At 74.2% G+C, this 17783-nt stretch carries 23 protein-coding genes; 18 read left to right on the forward strand and 5 right to left on the reverse strand.

Going from position 1 to position 17783, the window contains the following annotated elements:
- Position 1: 1 nt before the first annotated feature.
- On the reverse strand, positions 2–604 hold the full coding sequence (locus tag QUV83_RS07475) for a hypothetical protein (RefSeq protein ID WP_289563570.1): 603 nt from the start codon (positions 602–604) through the stop codon (positions 2–4).
- A 412-nt stretch (positions 605–1016) separates the two neighbouring features.
- On the opposite strand from QUV83_RS07475, the gene QUV83_RS07480 reads away from it, so the two are divergent.
- From QUV83_RS07480 to QUV83_RS07505, 6 genes are read left to right on the forward strand one after another with little or no spacing between them, the layout of a single operon-like run.
- Entirely contained in the window at positions 1017–1499 is a 483-nt protein-coding gene (locus QUV83_RS07480; RefSeq protein WP_289563571.1) for an Asp23/Gls24 family envelope stress response protein, read from the forward strand.
- Positions 1496–1813, forward strand: a complete 318-nt coding sequence (locus QUV83_RS07485; protein ID WP_289563572.1) for a hypothetical protein — start codon at positions 1496–1498, stop codon at positions 1811–1813. The genes QUV83_RS07480 and QUV83_RS07485 overlap by 4 nt, the downstream gene beginning before the upstream one ends.
- A gap of 24 nt (positions 1814–1837) precedes the next feature.
- Positions 1838–2020, forward strand: a complete 183-nt coding sequence (locus QUV83_RS07490) for a DUF2273 domain-containing protein (protein WP_289563573.1) — start codon at positions 1838–1840, stop codon at positions 2018–2020.
- Complete coding sequence (locus tag QUV83_RS07495) at positions 2013–2417, forward strand: Asp23/Gls24 family envelope stress response protein (protein ID WP_289563574.1); 405 nt, start codon at positions 2013–2015, stop codon at positions 2415–2417. The genes QUV83_RS07490 and QUV83_RS07495 overlap by 8 nt, the downstream gene beginning before the upstream one ends.
- Positions 2414–2992, forward strand: coding sequence for a DUF6286 domain-containing protein (locus QUV83_RS07500; RefSeq protein ID WP_289563575.1), 579 nt, complete (start codon positions 2414–2416; stop codon positions 2990–2992). Before QUV83_RS07495 ends, QUV83_RS07500 begins: the two co-directional genes overlap by 4 nt.
- Complete coding sequence (locus QUV83_RS07505; RefSeq protein WP_289563576.1) at positions 2989–3570, forward strand: hypothetical protein; 582 nt, start codon at positions 2989–2991, stop codon at positions 3568–3570. The genes QUV83_RS07500 and QUV83_RS07505 overlap by 4 nt, the downstream gene beginning before the upstream one ends.
- A gap of 30 nt (positions 3571–3600) precedes the next feature.
- Here the strand turns inward: QUV83_RS07505 and QUV83_RS07510 are convergent, their stop codons facing one another.
- Positions 3601–4344: a YoaK family protein gene (locus QUV83_RS07510; RefSeq protein WP_289563577.1), complete on the reverse strand. Its 744-nt coding sequence runs from the start codon at positions 4342–4344 to the stop codon at positions 3601–3603.
- Positions 4344–5048, reverse strand: coding sequence for a FadR/GntR family transcriptional regulator (locus tag QUV83_RS07515; RefSeq protein ID WP_289563578.1), 705 nt, complete (start codon positions 5046–5048; stop codon positions 4344–4346). Before QUV83_RS07515 ends, QUV83_RS07510 begins: the two co-directional genes overlap by 1 nt.
- Positions 5049–5339: 291 nt before the next feature.
- On the opposite strand from QUV83_RS07515, the gene QUV83_RS07520 reads away from it, so the two are divergent.
- From QUV83_RS07520 to QUV83_RS07555, 7 genes are all read left to right on the forward strand, one after another.
- Positions 5340–6260: an ABC transporter substrate-binding protein gene (locus QUV83_RS07520; protein ID WP_289563579.1), complete on the forward strand. Its 921-nt coding sequence runs from the start codon at positions 5340–5342 to the stop codon at positions 6258–6260.
- Between the two features lie 52 nt (positions 6261–6312).
- A complete protein-coding gene (locus tag QUV83_RS17665) occupies positions 6313–7896 on the forward strand; it encodes an amino acid ABC transporter permease/ATP-binding protein (protein ID WP_354003931.1) in 1584 nt (527 codons plus the stop codon).
- Position 7897: 1 nt separating this feature from the next.
- The gene (locus QUV83_RS07535; RefSeq protein WP_289563580.1) at positions 7898–8311 is read left to right on the forward strand and encodes a RidA family protein; all 414 of its coding nucleotides are present in this window, start codon (positions 7898–7900) and stop codon (positions 8309–8311) included.
- Positions 8308–9441, forward strand: coding sequence for an acetamidase/formamidase family protein (locus tag QUV83_RS07540; protein WP_289563581.1), 1134 nt, complete (start codon positions 8308–8310; stop codon positions 9439–9441). Before QUV83_RS07535 ends, QUV83_RS07540 begins: the two co-directional genes overlap by 4 nt.
- Positions 9442–9631: 190 nt before the next feature.
- Positions 9632–10774, forward strand: coding sequence for an LLM class flavin-dependent oxidoreductase (locus QUV83_RS07545; protein WP_289563732.1), 1143 nt, complete (start codon positions 9632–9634; stop codon positions 10772–10774).
- Positions 10771–11403 (forward strand): FMN reductase, encoded by a 633-nt coding sequence (locus QUV83_RS07550; RefSeq protein ID WP_289563582.1) that lies wholly within the window; start codon positions 10771–10773, stop codon positions 11401–11403. The genes QUV83_RS07545 and QUV83_RS07550 overlap by 4 nt, the downstream gene beginning before the upstream one ends.
- A gap of 62 nt (positions 11404–11465) precedes the next feature.
- A complete protein-coding gene (locus QUV83_RS07555; RefSeq protein ID WP_289563583.1) occupies positions 11466–12233 on the forward strand; it encodes a carbon-nitrogen hydrolase family protein in 768 nt (255 codons plus the stop codon).
- Positions 12234–12243: 10 nt separating this feature from the next.
- Here the strand turns inward: QUV83_RS07555 and QUV83_RS07560 are convergent, their stop codons facing one another.
- A complete protein-coding gene (locus QUV83_RS07560) occupies positions 12244–13071 on the reverse strand; it encodes an SGNH/GDSL hydrolase family protein (RefSeq protein WP_289563584.1) in 828 nt (275 codons plus the stop codon).
- 168 nt (positions 13072–13239) lie between these two features.
- On the opposite strand from QUV83_RS07560, the gene QUV83_RS07565 reads away from it, so the two are divergent.
- From QUV83_RS07565 to QUV83_RS07575, 3 genes are read left to right on the forward strand one after another with little or no spacing between them, the layout of a single operon-like run.
- A complete protein-coding gene (locus tag QUV83_RS07565; protein ID WP_289563585.1) occupies positions 13240–13965 on the forward strand; it encodes a YoaK family protein in 726 nt (241 codons plus the stop codon).
- 34 nt (positions 13966–13999) lie between these two features.
- Positions 14000–14740, forward strand: a complete 741-nt coding sequence (locus QUV83_RS07570) for a YoaK family protein (RefSeq protein ID WP_289563586.1) — start codon at positions 14000–14002, stop codon at positions 14738–14740.
- Positions 14737–15411, forward strand: a complete 675-nt coding sequence (locus tag QUV83_RS07575) for a YoaK family protein (protein WP_289563587.1) — start codon at positions 14737–14739, stop codon at positions 15409–15411. Before QUV83_RS07570 ends, QUV83_RS07575 begins: the two co-directional genes overlap by 4 nt.
- Here the strand turns inward: QUV83_RS07575 and mqo are convergent.
- Positions 15395–16873, reverse strand: coding sequence for a malate dehydrogenase (quinone) (gene mqo, locus QUV83_RS07580; RefSeq protein ID WP_289563588.1), 1479 nt, complete (start codon positions 16871–16873; stop codon positions 15395–15397). The genes QUV83_RS07575 and mqo overlap by 17 nt on opposite strands.
- Positions 16874–16997: 124 nt before the next feature.
- Here mqo and QUV83_RS07585 point away from each other — a divergent pair, with 124 nt between their 5' ends.
- On the forward strand, positions 16998–17507 hold the full coding sequence (locus QUV83_RS07585; protein ID WP_289563589.1) for a hypothetical protein: 510 nt from the start codon (positions 16998–17000) through the stop codon (positions 17505–17507).
- Between the two features lie 59 nt (positions 17508–17566).
- Positions 17567–17764, forward strand: a complete 198-nt coding sequence (locus QUV83_RS07590; RefSeq protein WP_289563590.1) for a hypothetical protein — start codon at positions 17567–17569, stop codon at positions 17762–17764.
- The last annotated feature ends 19 nt before the right edge of the window (positions 17765–17783 follow it).

Raw genomic sequence — 17783 nt, forward strand, 5'->3', positions numbered from 1 at the left:
CTCAGGCCTCCGGGGCGGGCTCGAAGGGGCGGTAGGAGGTGGGCTCGGCGACGTGCGTCGGGCGGTTGTGCTCGGGCTCGGGCGGCAGCGCCTCCTGGTCCTCGCGGGCGCGGTCGTGTGCGACGGAGGGGCTGAGCAGCGCCGTGGCGAGGACGCCGGCGCCGGCGGTGAGCAGCACGGCGGTGGCGGCGATCGGCGAGGTGGTGGCGAAGGCCGACGGGTCGGCGGTGTAGGCGGTCTCGTAGGCGCCGGCCATGGCGGCGGCGCCGAGCAGGGCGGCCCACAGGGGGAGCCGTCCGCGGGTCCCCGCGCTGACCGCCAGGCAGATCATGAGCACGATGAAGACGGCCACGGCGCGGCCGGCGGCGGCGTCGGGCAGTGCGGCGGCGCGCAGCAGGTAGCCGATCCAGGCGGCGGTGAAGCCGGCTGCGAAGGCGGCGATGCGCTGGCCGGGGGTGCGGTCGGGCGCGATGCCGAGGGCGCCCCCGAGGGCTGCCCCGAGCAGCGCGACGCCCTGGACCTCGGGGCCCAGGATTCCGGAGAGCAGGACGGCGCCGGTTGCGACGACGGCGAGGAGAGCCCCCGCGAGCACGTTTCTGGTCATGACCACCTCGTTGTGGTGAAGGTCTGGAGGAGCCAATGCCCGTCTGGATGGGGCAGCCTCATCGCTGCGCCTAGGACTTAGGTCCCAACGGGTCGAGCGAGCACTGTCTAGCAGCGCCCGGTATGGGTCGAACAGTGAGTACTAGGTACTTCGCGTCTCAGGGTCGGACATCGTTATCACCCCGTGACCTGGGCTGTGCGGCCCGCTGGCGAGCGGGTGCGGCGGAGCCCGCCCGGTGCTGCACTGGAGGTTGGGGTCATGACGTGACACCCCGACGCCGAGCCGGCGCCGCACGGAGGTCTCAAACGCCGGCGCACCGCGTCGCCACGGACGCCGCGAGGCAGCCAGGGCTGCATCGCCACACACGCGCCGCCGGGCAGCCCAGGCCGGCCGACGGAGGAAGAGGCACATCGTGAGCGAGCAGTCAGGCAGCTCCACCCCCTCGACCAGCGGGGGCAGCGGGACCAGCAGGCAGCACAGCGCCCTCGACAGCGCGCAGGGCAGCACGACCATCGCGGACGGCGTGGTCGCCACCATCGCCGGCCTCGCCGCCAAGGAGATCCAAGGCGTCCACGGCCTCGGCGGAGGCGCCGCGCGGACCGTCGGCGCCCTGCGCGAGCGCATCCCCGGCGCCCGTCCCAACTACTCCCAAGGCGTGAGCGTCGAAGTCGGCGACCACCAGGCCTCCGTCGACCTCGAGGTCATCATCGAGTACGGGGTGCCCCTCGCCGACGTGGCGTCGGCCATCCGGCGCAACGTCATCAACGCCGTCGAGCGCATGACCGGGCTGCACGTCACCCAGGTCGACATCTCCGTGGTGGACATCCACCTGCCGGAGGACGACACCGAGGGCGACGACTCCGGCTCCAGCGGCCAGGCACAGCGATCGTCATGAGCACTGCGACGCCACCGAGCGCGTCGCCCCCGGGAGCGGCGCCCGACCCCGCCGACGCCGTGCGCGCCGCGGTGCTGGGCGTGCCCGGTGTCGCCGCGATGCACGGCGGGGCCTTCGCCGAGGTGGCGACCTACCTGCCCGGTCGCCGGGTCACCGGAGTGCGGATCGAGCCAGAGCGCACCGAGGTGCATGTCGTCGTCGCCAGCGAATCGCCGATCCCCGGGGTCGCGAGCGCGGTGCGCGACGCGGTGCAGCAGATCAGGCCGTCGCCCGTCGACATCTTCGTCGAGGACGTGGCCATCCCCGACGCCTAGCCACACCCCGAACCAGGAGCTGACATGTCCGCCACAGTCATCGGCATCTTCGTGGGAATCCTCCTCGCCATCGCCGCCATCCTCGGAGGGTTCGGGGGATTCCTGCTCGCGCTCGGGCTCGGGCTGATCGGGCTCGTGGTCGGCGCCCAGATCGAAGGACGCGTCGACCTCGGGTCGATGGTGCAGGCGGGCCGTCGCCGTGGCTGACGACCTCGCCCCGCACGGCGCCGCCCCAGACGACACCGCCGCGGCGGCCGCCGCCGACGAGCCCGGGAACCGCGGCGGCCTGCGGATCGCCGACAGCGTCATCGCGCGCGTCGTCGAGGCCGCGGCGCTCGCCGTCGACGGCGTGGCCGGCCCCGAGAAGAAGGCCTTCGGGCGGCGGCTGCCCCGCAGCCAGGCCACCGTCGCCGGGAAGCACGCCAGGATCAACCTCGAGATCGCGACGCTCTGGCCGCGTTCCGCCGCGGACGTCGCCATCGCCGTGCGCGACCGGGTGCGCGAGCAGGTCAGCACCCTGCTGGACCTGACAGCGGACTCCGTGGGCGTCGACGTGCTCCGCGTCGTGCGGCCGCCGGAGCCGGCTAAGGCGCGTGCCCGATGAGCGGCCAGCACGCGGCGCCCGGCGCCTCGCCCCTGCGCCCGGCACGCCAGACCACAGGCTCCGGGGTGATCGGGTTCGTGGGGCCGGTGCTCGCCGTCCTCACCATCGCCCTCGGCGTGGCCCTGCTGTGGGACGCGCTCGCCGTCGCCGGGGTGCTGCCCGGCGACGGGTGGATCGTGCCGGCGCTCGATGCGCTGGACGGCCAGGCCCGGACCGGCTGGGCGCTCGCGGCGGGGATCGTCGCCGCAGTCGTGGGCCTGTGGCTCATCGTGATCTCACTGCGGCGACGGCGGCGCAAGTCGCTGTGGCTGCGGCAGGCGGTCGGCGTGGCCATCAGGCCCCGCGACGTGGCCCGGCTCGCACGCGTGGCCGCGGACGACGTGGACGGGGTGCTCGAGGCGAAGGCCACCGGGGGGAGGCGCAACGTGAACGTGGACGTGCGCACCACCGGCGACCCGCACACCGGGGAGCGGGTGCGCGAGGTCGTGATGACCCGGCTCGCGCCGCTGGCCAAGCCGCCCAAGGTCTTCGTCAAGGCGCACGGCGCCCCTCCCGCGACGGAGGCGCCGCTATGAGCCGCGCGGTGATCGGCTGGGACCGGGTGGCGGCGTTCCTGCTCGGGCTGGTGCTGCTGGCCGCCGGGCTCGCGGTCGTGGCCTGGTGGACGGGCTACCTCGACGACGTGTGGTCGGCGGCCCCCGACACCCTCGACACGACCGCCGCGGCCGACCTGGCCGGCGAGACGTGGTGGCCCTGGGCGCTGGGTGTGGCCGGCGGGGTGCTCGTGCTGCTCGGCCTGTGGTGGCTGCTGGCGCACATCCCGCGCCGCTCCGCCGGCCCGCTGCGTCTCAACGGGTCCGGCACGGGCGGCGAGCTGAGCATCGACGGAGCCGAGGCCGCCCAGGCCGCCGCCGAGTCGCTGACCGCGACGCCGGGCGTGCGGGCGGCGTCGGGCTCGTTCATCCGCGACCGCGGCGAGCTCGTGGCCGGGCTGCGCGTGACCATCGACCCGACCGCCGACCTCGACGAGGTGGCGAGCGCCGTGGAGGTGGCCAGCGCCGACCTGCACCGGGTGCTCGGACGCGACGATGTGCGGTGCCGCGCGCAGGTGCTGGTCGCGGCGAACCCGCGGCCGGGGGGCAGGGTCTCCTGAGGAGCAGGGTGTCCTGAGGGGCGTGCGCGCTCAGCGCGTTGCGAGTTGGTCGACTGCGAGCGCGCCCGCTGGCGCGTCAGCCCGCTCGGCATGGTGCTGCGCGCGTCGGGCCACGAGCAGTGTGGCCACGCCCGCCGCGAAGACGACCCCCGACGCGGCCAGGGCGCCTGGCCCGTCGCCCACCCGCAGCACTGCCGCCCCGAGCGCGGCCCCGGCGCCCATCGACACCACGGCGAGGAATCGGTGCCGCCACTGGAGCGCCGTCTGCCGGCCGCCGCCCAGGCGGCTCTCGCGCGTGACATTGGCCAGCGTGTTCGTCACCACGACTGTCGTGATGTCGGTGTTCCCCACGGGCTTCACGGCCGCCACCTGCGCGCCCATCAGGGCCGCGAGCACCGCGGTGAGGGTGATCTGCCAGGCCGGGCCCAGATCGCCGAGCGCGGCCCAGGCGCCCACGAGGGTGAAGATGAGCGCGGCCCCGACGCCGAGCACCCAGCCGCTGCGGACCGGCAGGCCAACGGGGTGCCCGCGCCGCACGAGCCGCCCGCCGAGCATCGACCCGAGCGCGAAGCCGCCGAGCGCGAACGCGTTGTTCAGCAGGGGGATGCCGCTGACGCCCACGAGGGCGAAGGCCAGGAACAGCACGTTGCCCGTCATGTTGCCGGTGAAGACGCCGTCGAGGGCCAGGTAGCTCACGGCGTCGATGGCGCCGGTGGCGGCGGTCAACAGCAGCAGCCCGCTGGTGTACAAGCCGGCGGGGGTGGGACGGGGCATCAGGAGTCCTCCAGCAGGGTGTGGATGTCGAGCAGGTGCGCGTGCATCGCGGCGGTGGCGGCGTCGGGGTCGTGGGCGTCGACGGCGGCGTAGATGTCGCGGTGGCCGGCGAGCGATCGGGCGCGGCCGGCCTTGGTGGTGTGGGAGCGGCGGCGGATGGGCAGCGTCCACTCGCCCATCAGCCCGTGCAGGGTGGTGAGCAGCGGGTTGCGGGCGGCCTGGGCGAGCAGCAGGTGGAACTCGAGGTCGAGCTCCACCGACCGGGAGGGCGTGAGCGGCCCGACGGACGCGTCGAGCACGTCGTGGAGCTGGAGCAGGTTGGCGGGGGTGGCGCGGCGGGCCGCGAGGCCGGCGACGGACGGCTCCACGATGAGGCGCAGCTCGGCGGCGTCGGCGATCGCGGCCCCGCCCGGGCCGCCGGCGCCGGCCGTGAGGTCGTGCAGGTCGCGTTGCTCGGCGGAGGTCTCGACGACCACGGTGCCGCGTCCGGGCCGGCGCTCGATGAGGTGCTTGGACTCGAGCTCGAACATCGCCTCGCGCAGCGAAGCCCGGGACACGGCGAGCTGCGCCGCGAGCTCGCGCTCACCGGGCAGGCGCTGCCCGGGGGCGAGCTGCCCGGTGGCGATCAGGCGTTCGAGGTGCGCGGCGAGGGTCACCGAGATGGTGGGGGACCTGCGGGCTAACGGCGGGACCGGTGTCGGCACGAGGTGCTCCTCTTCGGTGTCGGGCTCGGCGCAGAACGGCTGGCGGCGGCTGCGCGAGACGGCACGTTAGCACCCGTGCGGTCGGATGGTCTGACCAATGTTTCGGCGTGGGTCGAGCCTGTAAACAGTCTGTTTCCGCGCCCGGAATGCCCGGATAGGGCCCTCGTCCCGGGGTTAGCGTCTGCTCCCACCGGTCAGACCATCCGACCGGAGACACCAACGGCGGCGTCGCGTCCCCAGCGCTCCCGCCGGGGCCCGGCGCCGTCGCCCGGCGACCGGAAGGCATGCGCGATGCTCCCCACGAACACCTCCCGCACGGCAGCCCTGGCCACAGCCGCGCTCGCGGCCCTGCTCGCACTGACGGCCTGCTCCAACGCCGAGGCCGAGGCCGCGGGCGAGGCGGCCTTCCCCGACCTCGCCGACTCCGCCGCCTGTGTCGAGCTGCGCGAGCAGAACCCCGACCTGGTCGGCACGACCAAGACCAACGCGCTCAACCCGCACACCCCCGGCTACGAGGTGGTCAACCCGGAGAACCCCGACGAGTTCATCGGCTTCGACATCGACCTCGGCGACGCGATCGGCGACTGCCTCGGCTTCGACGTCGACTACCTGCCCGTCGGCTTCTCCGAGCTCGTGCCCACCGTCGCCAGCGGCCAGGCCGACTGGATCGTCTCCAACCTCTACGCCACCGAGGAGCGCGCGCACGGCGGGGTCGACTTCATCAGCTACTCCAAGGTCTTCGACGGGATCCTCGTCGCCACGGGCAACCCGAAGTCCATCACCGGCATCGACACCTCGCTGTGCGGCACGACAGTCGCCCTCAACAAGGGCTACGTCGAGGTCCCGCTGGTCGAGGCCGTCGCCCCCGACTGCGAGGCGGCCGGGCTCGAGGCGCCCACGGTGAGCCTCTTCGACTCCAGCGCCGATTGCGTGCAGGCCATCCTCTCCGGCCGGGCCGACGCGTACATGAACGACGTCAACACGGTGAAGGGCTACATCGCCGCCCACCCGGACGACCTCGACTCGGCCGAGACCGTGATGCTCGACTACGAGATCGGCATCGGCGTGCTGCAGGGCGACCACGCCTTCCGCGACGCCGTCCAGGCCGCGCTGGTGGAGATCCAGGGCTCCGGGCTGCAGGCCGAGCTGGCCGGCAAGTGGGCCCTCGACGAGAACGCGCTCGCCGAGCCGACGGTGCTCAGCGTCGGGTGAGCGCCCGCTGACCACCACGGGCGACTGACGACTCACGCGAGGGCGGCCTGACATGACCGAGTTCCTGCACTACCTGACCCTGCCCTACCTGCTCGACGGCATCGTGTTCACCCTGCGGCTGACCGCCATGGGATTCGTCGGCGGGATGATCCTGGGCCTGCTCCTCGCGGCGATGCAGCTCACCCGCTTCCGGGCGCTGACCTGGGCCGCCAGGGCGTACGTGACCCTCTACCGGGGGACGCCGCTGATCCTGCAGCTCGTCTTCGTGTTCTCCGTGCTGCCGCGGGCGGGGATCGTGCTCTCCCCGCTCGCGGCGGGCGGCCTGGCCCTGGCGCTCAACGAGGCGGTGTTCTTCGCGGAGATCTTCCGCTCGGGCGTCAAGGGGGTCGACCCCGGGCAGGTGGCCGCCGGCCGGGCCCTGGGCCTGCGGCCGGCGCTGCTCATGCGGCGGGTCGTGGCGCCGCAGGCGCTGCGGTCGATGGTGCCGTCGCTGGGCAGCGAGGCCGTGGCCACGATGAAGAACTCGGCGCTCGCGTCGATCATCGCGGTGCCGGAGCTGACGCTGCGCACCCAGCAGCTCGCCTCCGCCACGTTCGACTACTTCGAGATCTACTTCGCGACGGCCGTGATGTACCTGGTGCTGACGGCGGCGCTCACCCTGGTCCAGCTCGCGGTGGAGCGTGCGCTGGACCTGGACCGCCCGGCGCGGGCGTCGCTCCGCGGCTGGATCGGCAGGCGGGGCAAGGCCGGCGCCGCGACCCCGGTGGCCGAGCCCGACCCGCGCCGGGCCCCCGACCGCACCGACTCCGGCCTCGGCTCCGCGGCGCGGCTCACCCAGGCCGACCCGCCGCCGCGCAGCTTCGGCGAGGCGCTCATCGAGGCATACGGGCTGCGCAAGTCCTACGGCGAGAACGAGGTGCTGCGCGGCATCGACCTGCAGGTCCGCGAGGGCGAGGTCATCGCGCTGCTGGGGCCCAGCGGATCGGGCAAGAGCACGCTGCTGCGCTGCCTCAACCACCTCGAGGGCTTGGACGGGGGAGCGGTGCTGGTGGGCGGCACCGCCATCGGCTACGGCGACCGGGGCGGCGAGCTGGTGGAGCGGCATGTGGCCCGCCAGCGCGTCGAGGCCGGCGTCGGGATGGTCTTCCAGCAGTTCAACCTGTTCCACCACCTCACCGCCCGTGAGAACGTCGCGGCGCCCCTGCGGTGGGTGCACGGCTGGTCCCGGGAAGAGGCCGCCGCGCGGGCCGACGAGCTGCTCGCGCAGGTCGGCATGTCGCACCGCGCGGACGCCCTCCCGCGGCACATGTCCGGTGGCCAGCAGCAGCGCGTGGGCATCGCCAGAGCCCTCGCGTCCCACCCGAAGGTGCTGCTGCTCGACGAGCCGACCAGCGCCCTCGACCCCGAGCTGGTCGCGGAGGTGCTCGGCGTCATCCAGGGCCTCGCGCGCCAGGGCGGCCTCACGATGATCATCGCCACCCACCAGCTCCGGTTCGCCCGCGAGGTCGCGGACCGGGTCGTCTTCATGGCGGGCGGGGTGGTCGTCGAGCAGGGCACGGCAGAGCAAGTGATCGGTGACCCACAGGTCGAGGCGACGCGTCGCTTCGTCCGTGCGATGGACTCGGCGGAGGTCTGAGATGAGCAAGGCACGCACGCACCACGTCTTCCCCGCGTCGGCCGGGGTCCCGCCCCAGGTCGGCCCGTTCAGCCACGCGGTGCAGTGGGGCGACCTGCTGTTCGTGACGGGGCAGATGCCCACGGACCCCGCCACCGGGCTGCTCGTGCCCGGCGGGCTCGTGGAGCAGACCCGCCAGGTCATGGCGAACTTGCGGGCAGTGGTCCGGGCCGCGGGCGCGGAGCTGTCGGACACGTTGATGGTCCGGGCCTACCTGACGGACTTCGACGACTTCGACGAGTTCAACGCCGAGTACCGCACGTGGTTCGACGACCCGCTGCCGAGCCGCACGTGCGTCGGCGTCACGGGCCTCGCGGTGGGCGCGCTCGTCGAGGTGGACCTCGTCGTGGGCGTCCGGGGAGAGGGTGTCCTGTGAGCGCCGCGACGATCCTGCGCAGCACGGCGCTGCAGCCCGGCAAGGGCTCCGTCCTGGGGCGGCACTACCTGCCCTCGCGCGCCGAGGAGGTGCGGTGGGGCTGGCTGCCGAATGCGGACGCGGCGCCGGTGCTGCGGGTGGCCGATGGCGCGACGGTCACCATCGACACGCTGTCCCACGAGGGCCTGCTCGCCGACCAGGGCCGCGACCCGGCGCGGTACGTGCGCCAGTTCGGCGCGGTGGACGTGCTCGACGACGCGGTGGAGGTCGCCGCGAGCGACCTGGCGAATGGGCCGGACGACGGCCCGCATGTCGTGACCGGCCCGATCGCGGTGACGGGCGCCCGCCCCGGCGACATGCTGCGGGTGGACGTGCTGGACCTCGCCTACCGGGTGCCGTACGGGTTCGTGAGCAACCGGCACGGCTACGGCGCGCTGGCGGGGGAGTACCCGCAGGACCTGCGCTCCACGCCCACCCGCCATGTGGACCGCATGATCACCGACGGCTCGGTCAGCCACTTCGCCTGGGTTGAGCGCCGCTCGGGCCGGGAGGTGGGGGTGATGGACGCGGGCCGCGGCCGCACGGTGCAGTTCACGCTGGCGCCGTTCCTCGGGTTGATGGGCGTCGCCCCGGCCACCAGCGACGCGGTGCCGTCGGTGCCGCCGGGGGACCACGGCGGCAACATCGACATCAAGCACGCGGGCGTCGGGGCGACGCTGTACCTGCCGGTGGCCGTGGACGGGGCCCTGTTCTACACGGGCGACCCGCACTTCGCGCAGGGCAACGGCGAGGTGGCGCTGACCGCGCTGGAGGCCTCGCTGCGCGCGACGCTGCGGCTGAGCGTGGTGCCCGCCGCGCAGGTCCGCGGAGTGCTGGGCGGGGTGCGCACCCCGGTGGTCGAGACCGCGACGCACTGGATCCCGACGGGGATGGACGCGGACCTCGACGAGGCGATGCGCCAGGCGGTGCGCCATGCGGTGGCGTTCTTGCACGGGCGGTTCGGGGTGCCGCGCTCGGTGGCGCTGGCCTACCTCTCGGCGGCGGGGGACTTCGAGGTGAGCCAGGTGGTGGACGCGGTCAAGGGCGTGCACTGCCTGATCCCGAAGGCGGACTGGGCGGCCTGGGTCTAGCGGGGAGGTGAGGGCGGCCGGTCGACGTGATGGCGTCGGCCGGCCGTCGTGCTGCGCGGGGAATACCTCGAGGGGTCGCCCGGTTGGGCAGATAGTTGAAGATTTGACGACCTCGACGAGTGGTGGTTGAATGTTTGACAACGCCAGATCGCTGAACCCGTCACAGAGCAGGAGCACCCACATGTCGCAGATGCACTTCGGCATCTTCACCGTGGGGGACGTCACCACGGACCCCGTCACCGGCCGCACGCCCACCGAGGCGGAGCGCATCAAGGCGACAGTCACCATCGCCAAGCACGCGGAAGAGGTCGGCCTCGACGTCTTCGCGACCGGCGAGCACCACAACCCGCCGTTCGTCCCGTCCTCGCCGACGACGCTGCTGGGCTACATCGCCGCGCAGACGGACCGCATCCTGCTGTCGACGTCCACGACGCTGATCACCACCAACGACCCGGTGAAGATCGCCGAGGACTACGCCTACCTGCAGCACCTCGCCGACGGCCGCATGGACCTGATGATGGGCCGCGGCAACACCGGCCCCGTCTACCCGTGGTTCGGCAAGGACATCCGCCAGGGCATCAACCTGGCCATCGAGAACTACGCGCTGCTGCACCGGCTGTGGCGCGAGGACGTGGTCGACTGGGAGGGCAAGTTCCGCACCCCGCTGCAGTCCTTCACCTCCACGCCCCGCCCGCTCGACGACGTGCCGCCGTTCGTGTGGCACGGCTCGATCCGCAGCCCCGAGATCGCCGAGCAGGCCGCCTACTACGGTGACGGCTTCTTCCACAACAACATCTTCTGGCCCATCGAGCACACCCGGCAGATGGTCGAGCTCTACCGCCGCCGGTTCGAGCACTACGGCCACGGCCGGGCCGACCAGGCCATCGTCGGGCTCGGCGGCCAGGTGTTCATGCGGCCCAACAGCCAGGACGCGAAGCGCGAGTTCCGCCCCTACTTCGACAACGCGCCCGTCTACGGCCACGGCCCGTCGATGGAGGAGTTCACCGCGCAGACCCCGCTGACCGTCGGCAGCCCGCAGGAGGTCATCGACCGCTACGCCACGATGCGGCACGAGGTCGGCGACTACCAGCGCCAGCTCTTCCTCATGGACCACGCGGGCCTGCCGCTCAAGACGGTGCTCGAGCAGCTCGACCTGCTGGGCGGGGAGGTTGTGCCCGCGCTCCGCAAGGAGTTCGCCATCGGCCGCCCGGCGCACGTGCCCGACGCGCCGACCCACGCCGCCCGCGTCGCCGCCGCGGGGGACCGCCCGACGCGCGAGCGCGCCCTCGTCGTCGACGACGTCACCGGCGCCTCCCCGGAGGAGTCGCGATGACCCGCCGCACGCTAGCGGTCGTCTCGAGCGGGCTGCGCGAGCCGTCCTCGACCCGCCTCCTCGCCGACCGGCTCACCGCGGCCACCGTCCGCGAGCTCGACGCCCTGGGCGTCCAGGCCGATGTCGAGGTCGTCGAGGTGCGGCTGCTCGCCCACGACCTGACCAACATGCTGCTCACCGGGTTCGCCGCCGGCGACCTGCGGGCCGCCCTCGACACGGTGGCCCGCGCCGACGGGCTCATCGCCGTGACGCCGATCTTCTCCGGCTCGTTCTCCGGGCTGTTCAAGAACTTCTTCGACGTCACGGAGCAGGGCGCGCTCGCGGGCATGCCCGTGCTGCTCGGGGCGACCGCCGGCACCGCCCGGCACTCCCTCGCCCTCGACCACGCGCTCCGGCCGCTGTTCGCGTACCTGCGGGCCATGGTCGTGCCCACCGGGGTCTTCGCGGCCACCGCGGACTTCGGCGCGACGGCCCAGCAGGACGTCTCCGACGAGTCGGGGGCGCTCGACAGCAGGGTCCACCGGGCGGCACGCGAGCTCGCGGGCCTCATGGGCGCGCGGGAGCCGCGCGCGGTCGCCGACCCGTTCGCCAACCCCACGTCCTTCGAGGACCTGCTCGCCGGCCGGTGAGCCGTGACAGCGTGGGCGCCCGCCTCTCGGCGGGCGCCCACGCTGTCGCTACGTTTGTCCCCATGGCAGACGACCTCGTCCTCGCGCTGGCCCAGACCACCCCGGTCCCCGGCGATCTGCCGGCCAACGTCGCGCACGCCGTGGATGTGGCCGACGCGGCCGCGGCCGAGGGCGCCCAGCTCCTGGTCTTCCCCGAGCTCTCACTGATCGGCTACGACCTGGCGCTGCTGCCCGACGACGCGTGCTGGGCCTCGGGCGTTGACGACCCCCGCCTGGAGCCGCTGCGCGCACGCGCCCGTCGGCACGGGATGTGGATCGTGGCAGGCGCCCCGGTGCGCGAGCCCGGCGCCGCGCCCGTCATCGGGTCGATCGTGATGGGCCCCGCCGGGCAGGGCCATGTGCACCCCAAAACCCACCTGCACGGCTCCGAGACGGGCTGGTTCACCGCGGGCCGCCCACAGCCGCCGATCGACGTGGACGGGTGGCGGGTCGCGCTCGCGGTGTGCTTCGACATGGCGCACCCCGCCCATGCGGCGCGGGCGGCCGCGGCCGGCGCGGACCTGTACGTCTCGTCCTCCGTGTACGTCGAGGGCGAGGAGCGGCGCCACGACCTGCACCACGGCGCCCGTGCGATGGACCACCGCATGTACGCGGCCATGGCGGGGCTCACGGGGCCCAGCGCGATCGGATCGGCCATCGGCGGCACGGCGGTGTGGGCGCCGGATGGGAACCGGGTGGCGGGCCTCGACGGCCGCCCGGGGCTGCTGGTGCACCGCCTGCGCTCAGCCGAGATCGAGCGCCACCGCCCGCGCCACCGCCCGCGCCGCTAGCCCCGCACCGCTAGCCCCGCGCCGCCAGGGCCTCGAGCACCAGCCGGGCCACCGCCATGTGCCCCGCGGCGTCCGGGTGGTACGGCGGCACGTTGAGCCCCGGGAAGAACCCCTCGACCCACGGCTCGGGCGACCCGGCATGGTGCTCCCGGCTCGCGGCGGACGCCCGGACCAGGATGGCCCCGTGCTCGCGGGCCACGGCTGCCGTCGCGTCCTCGAGGGCATGCGCCACCTGCCACAGGAACTCCTGCTCCTCGCTGGTCACCGGCACCTCGGGGACCTCCGTGCCCTGCGGCGGCAGCACCGTGAGGTAGTCGACCAGGACGACGTGCGCGGCGGGGGAGTGCACCCGCACCGCGGAGAGCACGTCGCCGAGCCGGGGCCCGACTCCGCGCAGCGCGTCCTCCACGCGGGCCCTGTCGACGGGCGGCGCGGTCGGCGACGCGAGGCTGCCCCTGCCGTGCGGGAGCTGCCCGCGCTCGGCGGCGTGCACCGCCGACCATGACCTGAGCGCGGCGATGAACCCGACGTCGTTCGCGCCCGCCGTCACCGTCACCAGGCTCGTGTCGGGCAGCAGCGCGTCGACCTGGCGCGGCAGCGGCGCCCCGTGCACGCCCGCCGACTCGGGGATGTCGATCAGGTCGTCGATCGACGCGCCCCGGCAGGTCACATCGGTGAGCGAGAGCTCGAGCTCCCCGGCCACGAGATGGGGGTAGTTGCCGTCCGAGCGCGCGCACTCCACATCGAGGGTCACGGGGATGCCCGGACCGGCCGCGAACGAGTCGCCCAGGGCGACGTAGCCGCTGCCGACGGGGAGGAAGTCAGGTCGGCCCGTCATGTCCCCAGGTCTACGCCGTCCCCGTGTGGGCCGCATCCGCAGCCCGCCCGCGCTCGCCGACGGCGCCTCGCGCTCGCGCGGACTGCCCGGCGCCGACCTAGCCTGAGGGGACTGCGGCGGGCCACGGGCGGACGTGGCGCGCGCACCTCGGGCCGGGTCCGGAGGGCGGTGCGGCCGTTGGGAGGGCTGCCCGTGCTGGACACGCCGCATGCGGGCCCCCGTCGCCTGGACCTCGCCCTCATGCTGGTGCTCACCTTCACCACCGGCATTGTCGACGCGGTCGGCTACCTGGGCCTGGACTTCATCTTCGCCGGGAACATGACAGGCAACGTGCTCATCCTCGGCATGGGGATCGGCAAGGCCGCGGACGTGCCGGTGGCGGGCCCCGCGCTCGCGCTGGTGATGTTCGGTCTGGGGGCCGCCATCGGGGGCCGCCTGCTGCGGGGGAGCCCGCAGGCCTGGGGGCGCGGGACCACCACGGCGGTCGCTGTCACGGGCGCGGCGACGGCGGCGGCGGCCCTGCTGTTCGTCATCCTGCCGCCCGACTCCGGGACGTCCGAGCCCGTGGCCGTCCGGGCGGTGGCCGTCGCGCTGCTCAGCGGCGCGATGGGGCTGCAAGCCGCGGCCGCGCGCCAGCTCGGGGTGGCCGACGTGACCACAGTGGTCGTCACGTCCACCCTCACCCGCCTCTTCGCCGACCTGGGCTCCGGCGCGTCCGGGCTGTGGGCGCGGCGTGCCGGGGCGGTGGTGCTCATCGGGGCCGGGGCGGCGGTGGGCGCGGTGCTGCTGCGCGTGCACATCGCGGTCGCGCTCGGTGTCGCGGCGGTGCTCGTGCTCGCCGTCGCCGGGGTCGGGGCGGCCCCGCGGCGGCACGGGGCGCGGTCCGCGGCCTGAGCGCGGCCTGCCACGCGAGCGAGGGGGCGTCGGGATGGTCTTCGAGTCGCTGCGGCGCCAGACGCGCCGACGCGTGACCGCGCTCCTGCTCGTGCTCACCTTCGGCACCGGGGTGGTGGACGCGGTCAGCTACCTGGTGCTGGACCGGGTCATCGCGGGGAACATGTCCGGCAATGTGCTGCTGCTCGGCATGGGGCTCGCCGGGGCGGGAGGGCTGCAGGTCGCCGGCCCGGCGGTCGCCTTCGCGGCGTTCTGGCTGGGCGCGCACCTGTGCGGCCGCGCGCTGCGCAGGGCCCCCGACGGGTGGACGGCCCGCGTCTCCGGCCTGATCGCCGCGTCCGGGGTGGTGGTGGGGCTGGTGGGCGTCGGCGTGGCGCTCATCCCGCCCGCCACGTCACAGCCCTCGGGCTTGGCCGCCGCCGCAGTGCTCGGCGCCTGCATGGGGACGCAGGCGGCGGCGGCCCGCGCCACGGGCGTCGCCGACCTCGTCACCGACGCGATCACGGGCGCGCTGGTGGGCCTCGGGCTCGAGTTCCGCCACAGGCGCCCCGACCGGGAGCGCTGGGGGCGGCGGATGGGCAGCTTCGCGCTGATCGGCGTGGGGGCATTCGTGGGCGCGCTGCTCATCCGCGTGCACGCCGGGCTCGCGCTGGGCCTGGTGGCGGCGCTCAGCGTCGGCGTCGCCGCGGTGGGGCAGGCGCTGCTGGAGCACGGCGACGACGAGGGCGACGCGCGTGCCGAGCGGCCGGATGGGCCCCCGGAGGCGGGGCCGTGACCGGGCGCCGCGCGGAGCGGATCGAGGTCGCCCTGCTCCTGACGCTGACCTTCGCCACCGGGATCGTCGACGCCGTCGGCTACCTGGAGTTGGACAGGGTCTTCATGGGGAACATGACGGGCAACACCGTGCTGCTGGGCGCCGCGCTGGCGGGCTCCGGGGGCCTGCGGGCGGCCGGGCTGGCGCTGGCGCTCGCGGCCTTCTGGGCGGGCGCGGCGGTGTGCGGGCGCGCGTTGCGGAGCAGGCCGCAGGTCTGGACGGCCCGCACCACGGCGCTGTTCGGGAGCATCGGCCTGGGGGTGGGCGTCGTTGGCGTGCTGGTCGCGCGGACCCCGCCCGAGCCGTCGAGCGCCCTGGCGTTGGCCGCCGCGGGCGTGCTCGGCGCGTGCATGGGCGTGCAGGCGGCGACGGTGCAGCACCTCGGCGTCGTGGACGTGCCGACGTCGGCCATCGACGAGCAGGTCACGGGCCTGGCGGCCGACGCTGGCCGGCGGCGTGACCAACCGTGGGCGCGCCGCGCCCTCAGCATTGTGCTGCTCGGCTCGGGCGCCCTGGTGGGCGCCCTGCTGCTGCGGGCGCACATCGGGCTGGCCCTGGGCGTCGCGGCCGGGCTCGCCGTCGCCGTGGCCGCCGTCGGGCAGGCGTTGCTGGTGGTCAGGGCTCCGCGGTGACCTGGTCCCCGGCCTCCCACTGGTGCAGCGCCAGGGCGTCGTCCCAGTCCTCGCCGCCGAGGGCCGGCATCATCTCGCGCAGGCGGGGCGCCCACGTGGCGGCCCGGTCCGGGAAGCAGCGGTCCAGCAGGTCGAGCATGGTGGCCACGGCTGTCGACGCGCCGGGCGACGCGCCCAGCAGGCCGGCGATCGTGCCGTCGGAGGAGGTGACGAGCTCGGTGCCGAACTCCAGCACCCCGCCCTTCTTCGCGTCCTTCTTGATGACCTGCACGCGCTGGCCCGCGGTGATCAGCTCCCAGTCGCGGGGGTGCGCGGAGGGCATGAACGCGCGCAGCGTGCGCAGCCGCCGGGTCGGCGACGCGGCCAGCTCGCTGACCAGGTACTTCACCAGGTCGAGGTTCTGCAGGCCGACTGCCACCAACGGCACCACGTTGCCGGGGCGGATCGAGCGCACCAGGTCCAGCGGCGAGCCGTGCTTGAGGAACTTCATGCTGAAACCGGCGTAGGGGCCGAAGAGCAGCGCCGCCTCGCCGTCGACGACGCGCGTGTCGAGGTGCGGCACCGACATGGGCGGGGAGCCGACGTCGGCCTTGCCGTAGACCTTGGCCTGGTGCTGGCGCACGATCTCCGGGTTGGTGGTCCGCAGGAACTGGCCGCTGATCGGGAAGCCGCCGTAGCCCTTGGCCTCGCTGATCCCCGACTTCTGCAGCAGGCGCAGCGCGCCGCCGCCGGCGCCGATGAACACGAACCGGGCGTCGATCGTGCGGCGCCGGGGCGAGGCGTTCCAGCGGCGGTCCCGCACGCGCAGGCGCCAGGTGCCGTCGCGTCGCTGCCGCAGGCTCCGGACCTCGTGCTCGAGGCGCACGGTGGCCCCGCGCGCGGCGACGTCCCCGATCAGTGCGCGGGTCAGCGCGCCGAAGTCCACGTCGGTGCCCTCGGGGGCGCGGGTGGCGGCGATGGGCTCGTCGAGGTCGCGCTCGGTGACCAGCAGCGGGGCCCAGGAGCGGATGACCTCGGGGTCGGTGGAGAACTCGAGGTGCGAGAAGTGCGGGTGGGCGCGCAGCGCTTCGGCCCGTCGGCGCAGGTAGTCCACGTCGGCGGCGCCGCGCACGAAGGTCATATGCGGTGCGGGGGACAGGAACGCGTCGTCGGCCAGCCGCCCGGAGGTGAGCAGGTGGCTCCACAGCTCGCGTGACAGCTCGAACTGCTCGTTGATGGCCACGGCCTTGGAGATGTCGATCGTGCCGTCGGGCCGCTCGGGGGTGTAGTTCAGCTCGCAGAGCGCGGCGTGGCCGGTGCCCGCGTTGTTCCAGGGGTTGGAGCTCTCCTCGGCGAGCGCGGGGCGCCGCTCGAGGATCTCGATCTTCCATGTCGGCTCGAGCGTCGAGAGCATCGCCGCCAGCGTCGCGCTCATGATCCCGCCGCCGACGAGGACGACATCCACAGTCTGCTGAGAACTCACCCGCCGAATCGTAGGATGATCCTGCCCGTCACCCGAACGGCTGTCCGCAGAGCGGTCAGCGGCGGCCCGGGCTGTGCGCCGGCCAGCGAGTGCGACCCCGGCCCACCGGTGGCAGTTTGGGCAGATGAACGCCGACTCTCCGGGCAGTGCCGGGCTCGACCGCAGGCTGCTCGCCATCTACCTGAACGACCACATCGCCGGAGCCACTGCCGGGGTCGGCCGCATCAGCCAGATGGCGGAGGCCAGCGCCTCCACCCCGATCGGCCCCCGCCTCGCGGATCTCGCCACCGAGATCAGGACGGAGCGGGACTGGCTGGTCGACACGACCCGCCGCCTGGGCGTGCGGGTCGACCAGGGGAAACTGGCCGTGCTGTGGACGGGGGAGCGCCTGGGCCGGCTCAAGCCCAACGGCCGGCTGACGCGCAGGTCGCCGCTGTCGGTGCTGCTCGAGCTCGACCTCATGCAGTCCGCCGTGGCCGGCAAGAAGTCGCTGTGGCACGCCCTGCAGGACTGGTCCGCGCCGCTGGGGCTCGACCCCGTGGTGCTCGAGGAGCTCGTGATCTCCGCCGACCGGCAGCTCGAGGAGCTCGCCAGCCTCGCCGCCGTGGCGCGCCGGGCGGCGCTGCGCGCGTGAGCGGAGCCGGCGGACGCCCCTCGGGTGCGGAGCCCGCCGAACGGTGACAGCGTGAGGAGATGAACTCGACAACGCCCGCAGGGCAGCACGACGGGCCGGACGACCCGGACTACGACACCGACGGCGACCCGGACAACATGAACCCGCGCTCAGGCGTCAACGCGAAGAGCGGCGCGGCGGACGACCCGGACTACGACACCGACGGCGACCCGGACAACATGAACCCCCGGCACGATTCGAACGCCGAGCAGAGGTGACCCACCACCGCCGTCCGCT

The sequence above is a fragment of the Cellulomonas cellasea genome, assembly GCF_030372105.1.
GTDB classification, from domain to species: Bacteria; Actinomycetota; Actinomycetes; order Actinomycetales; family Cellulomonadaceae; genus Cellulomonas_A; species Cellulomonas_A cellasea_A.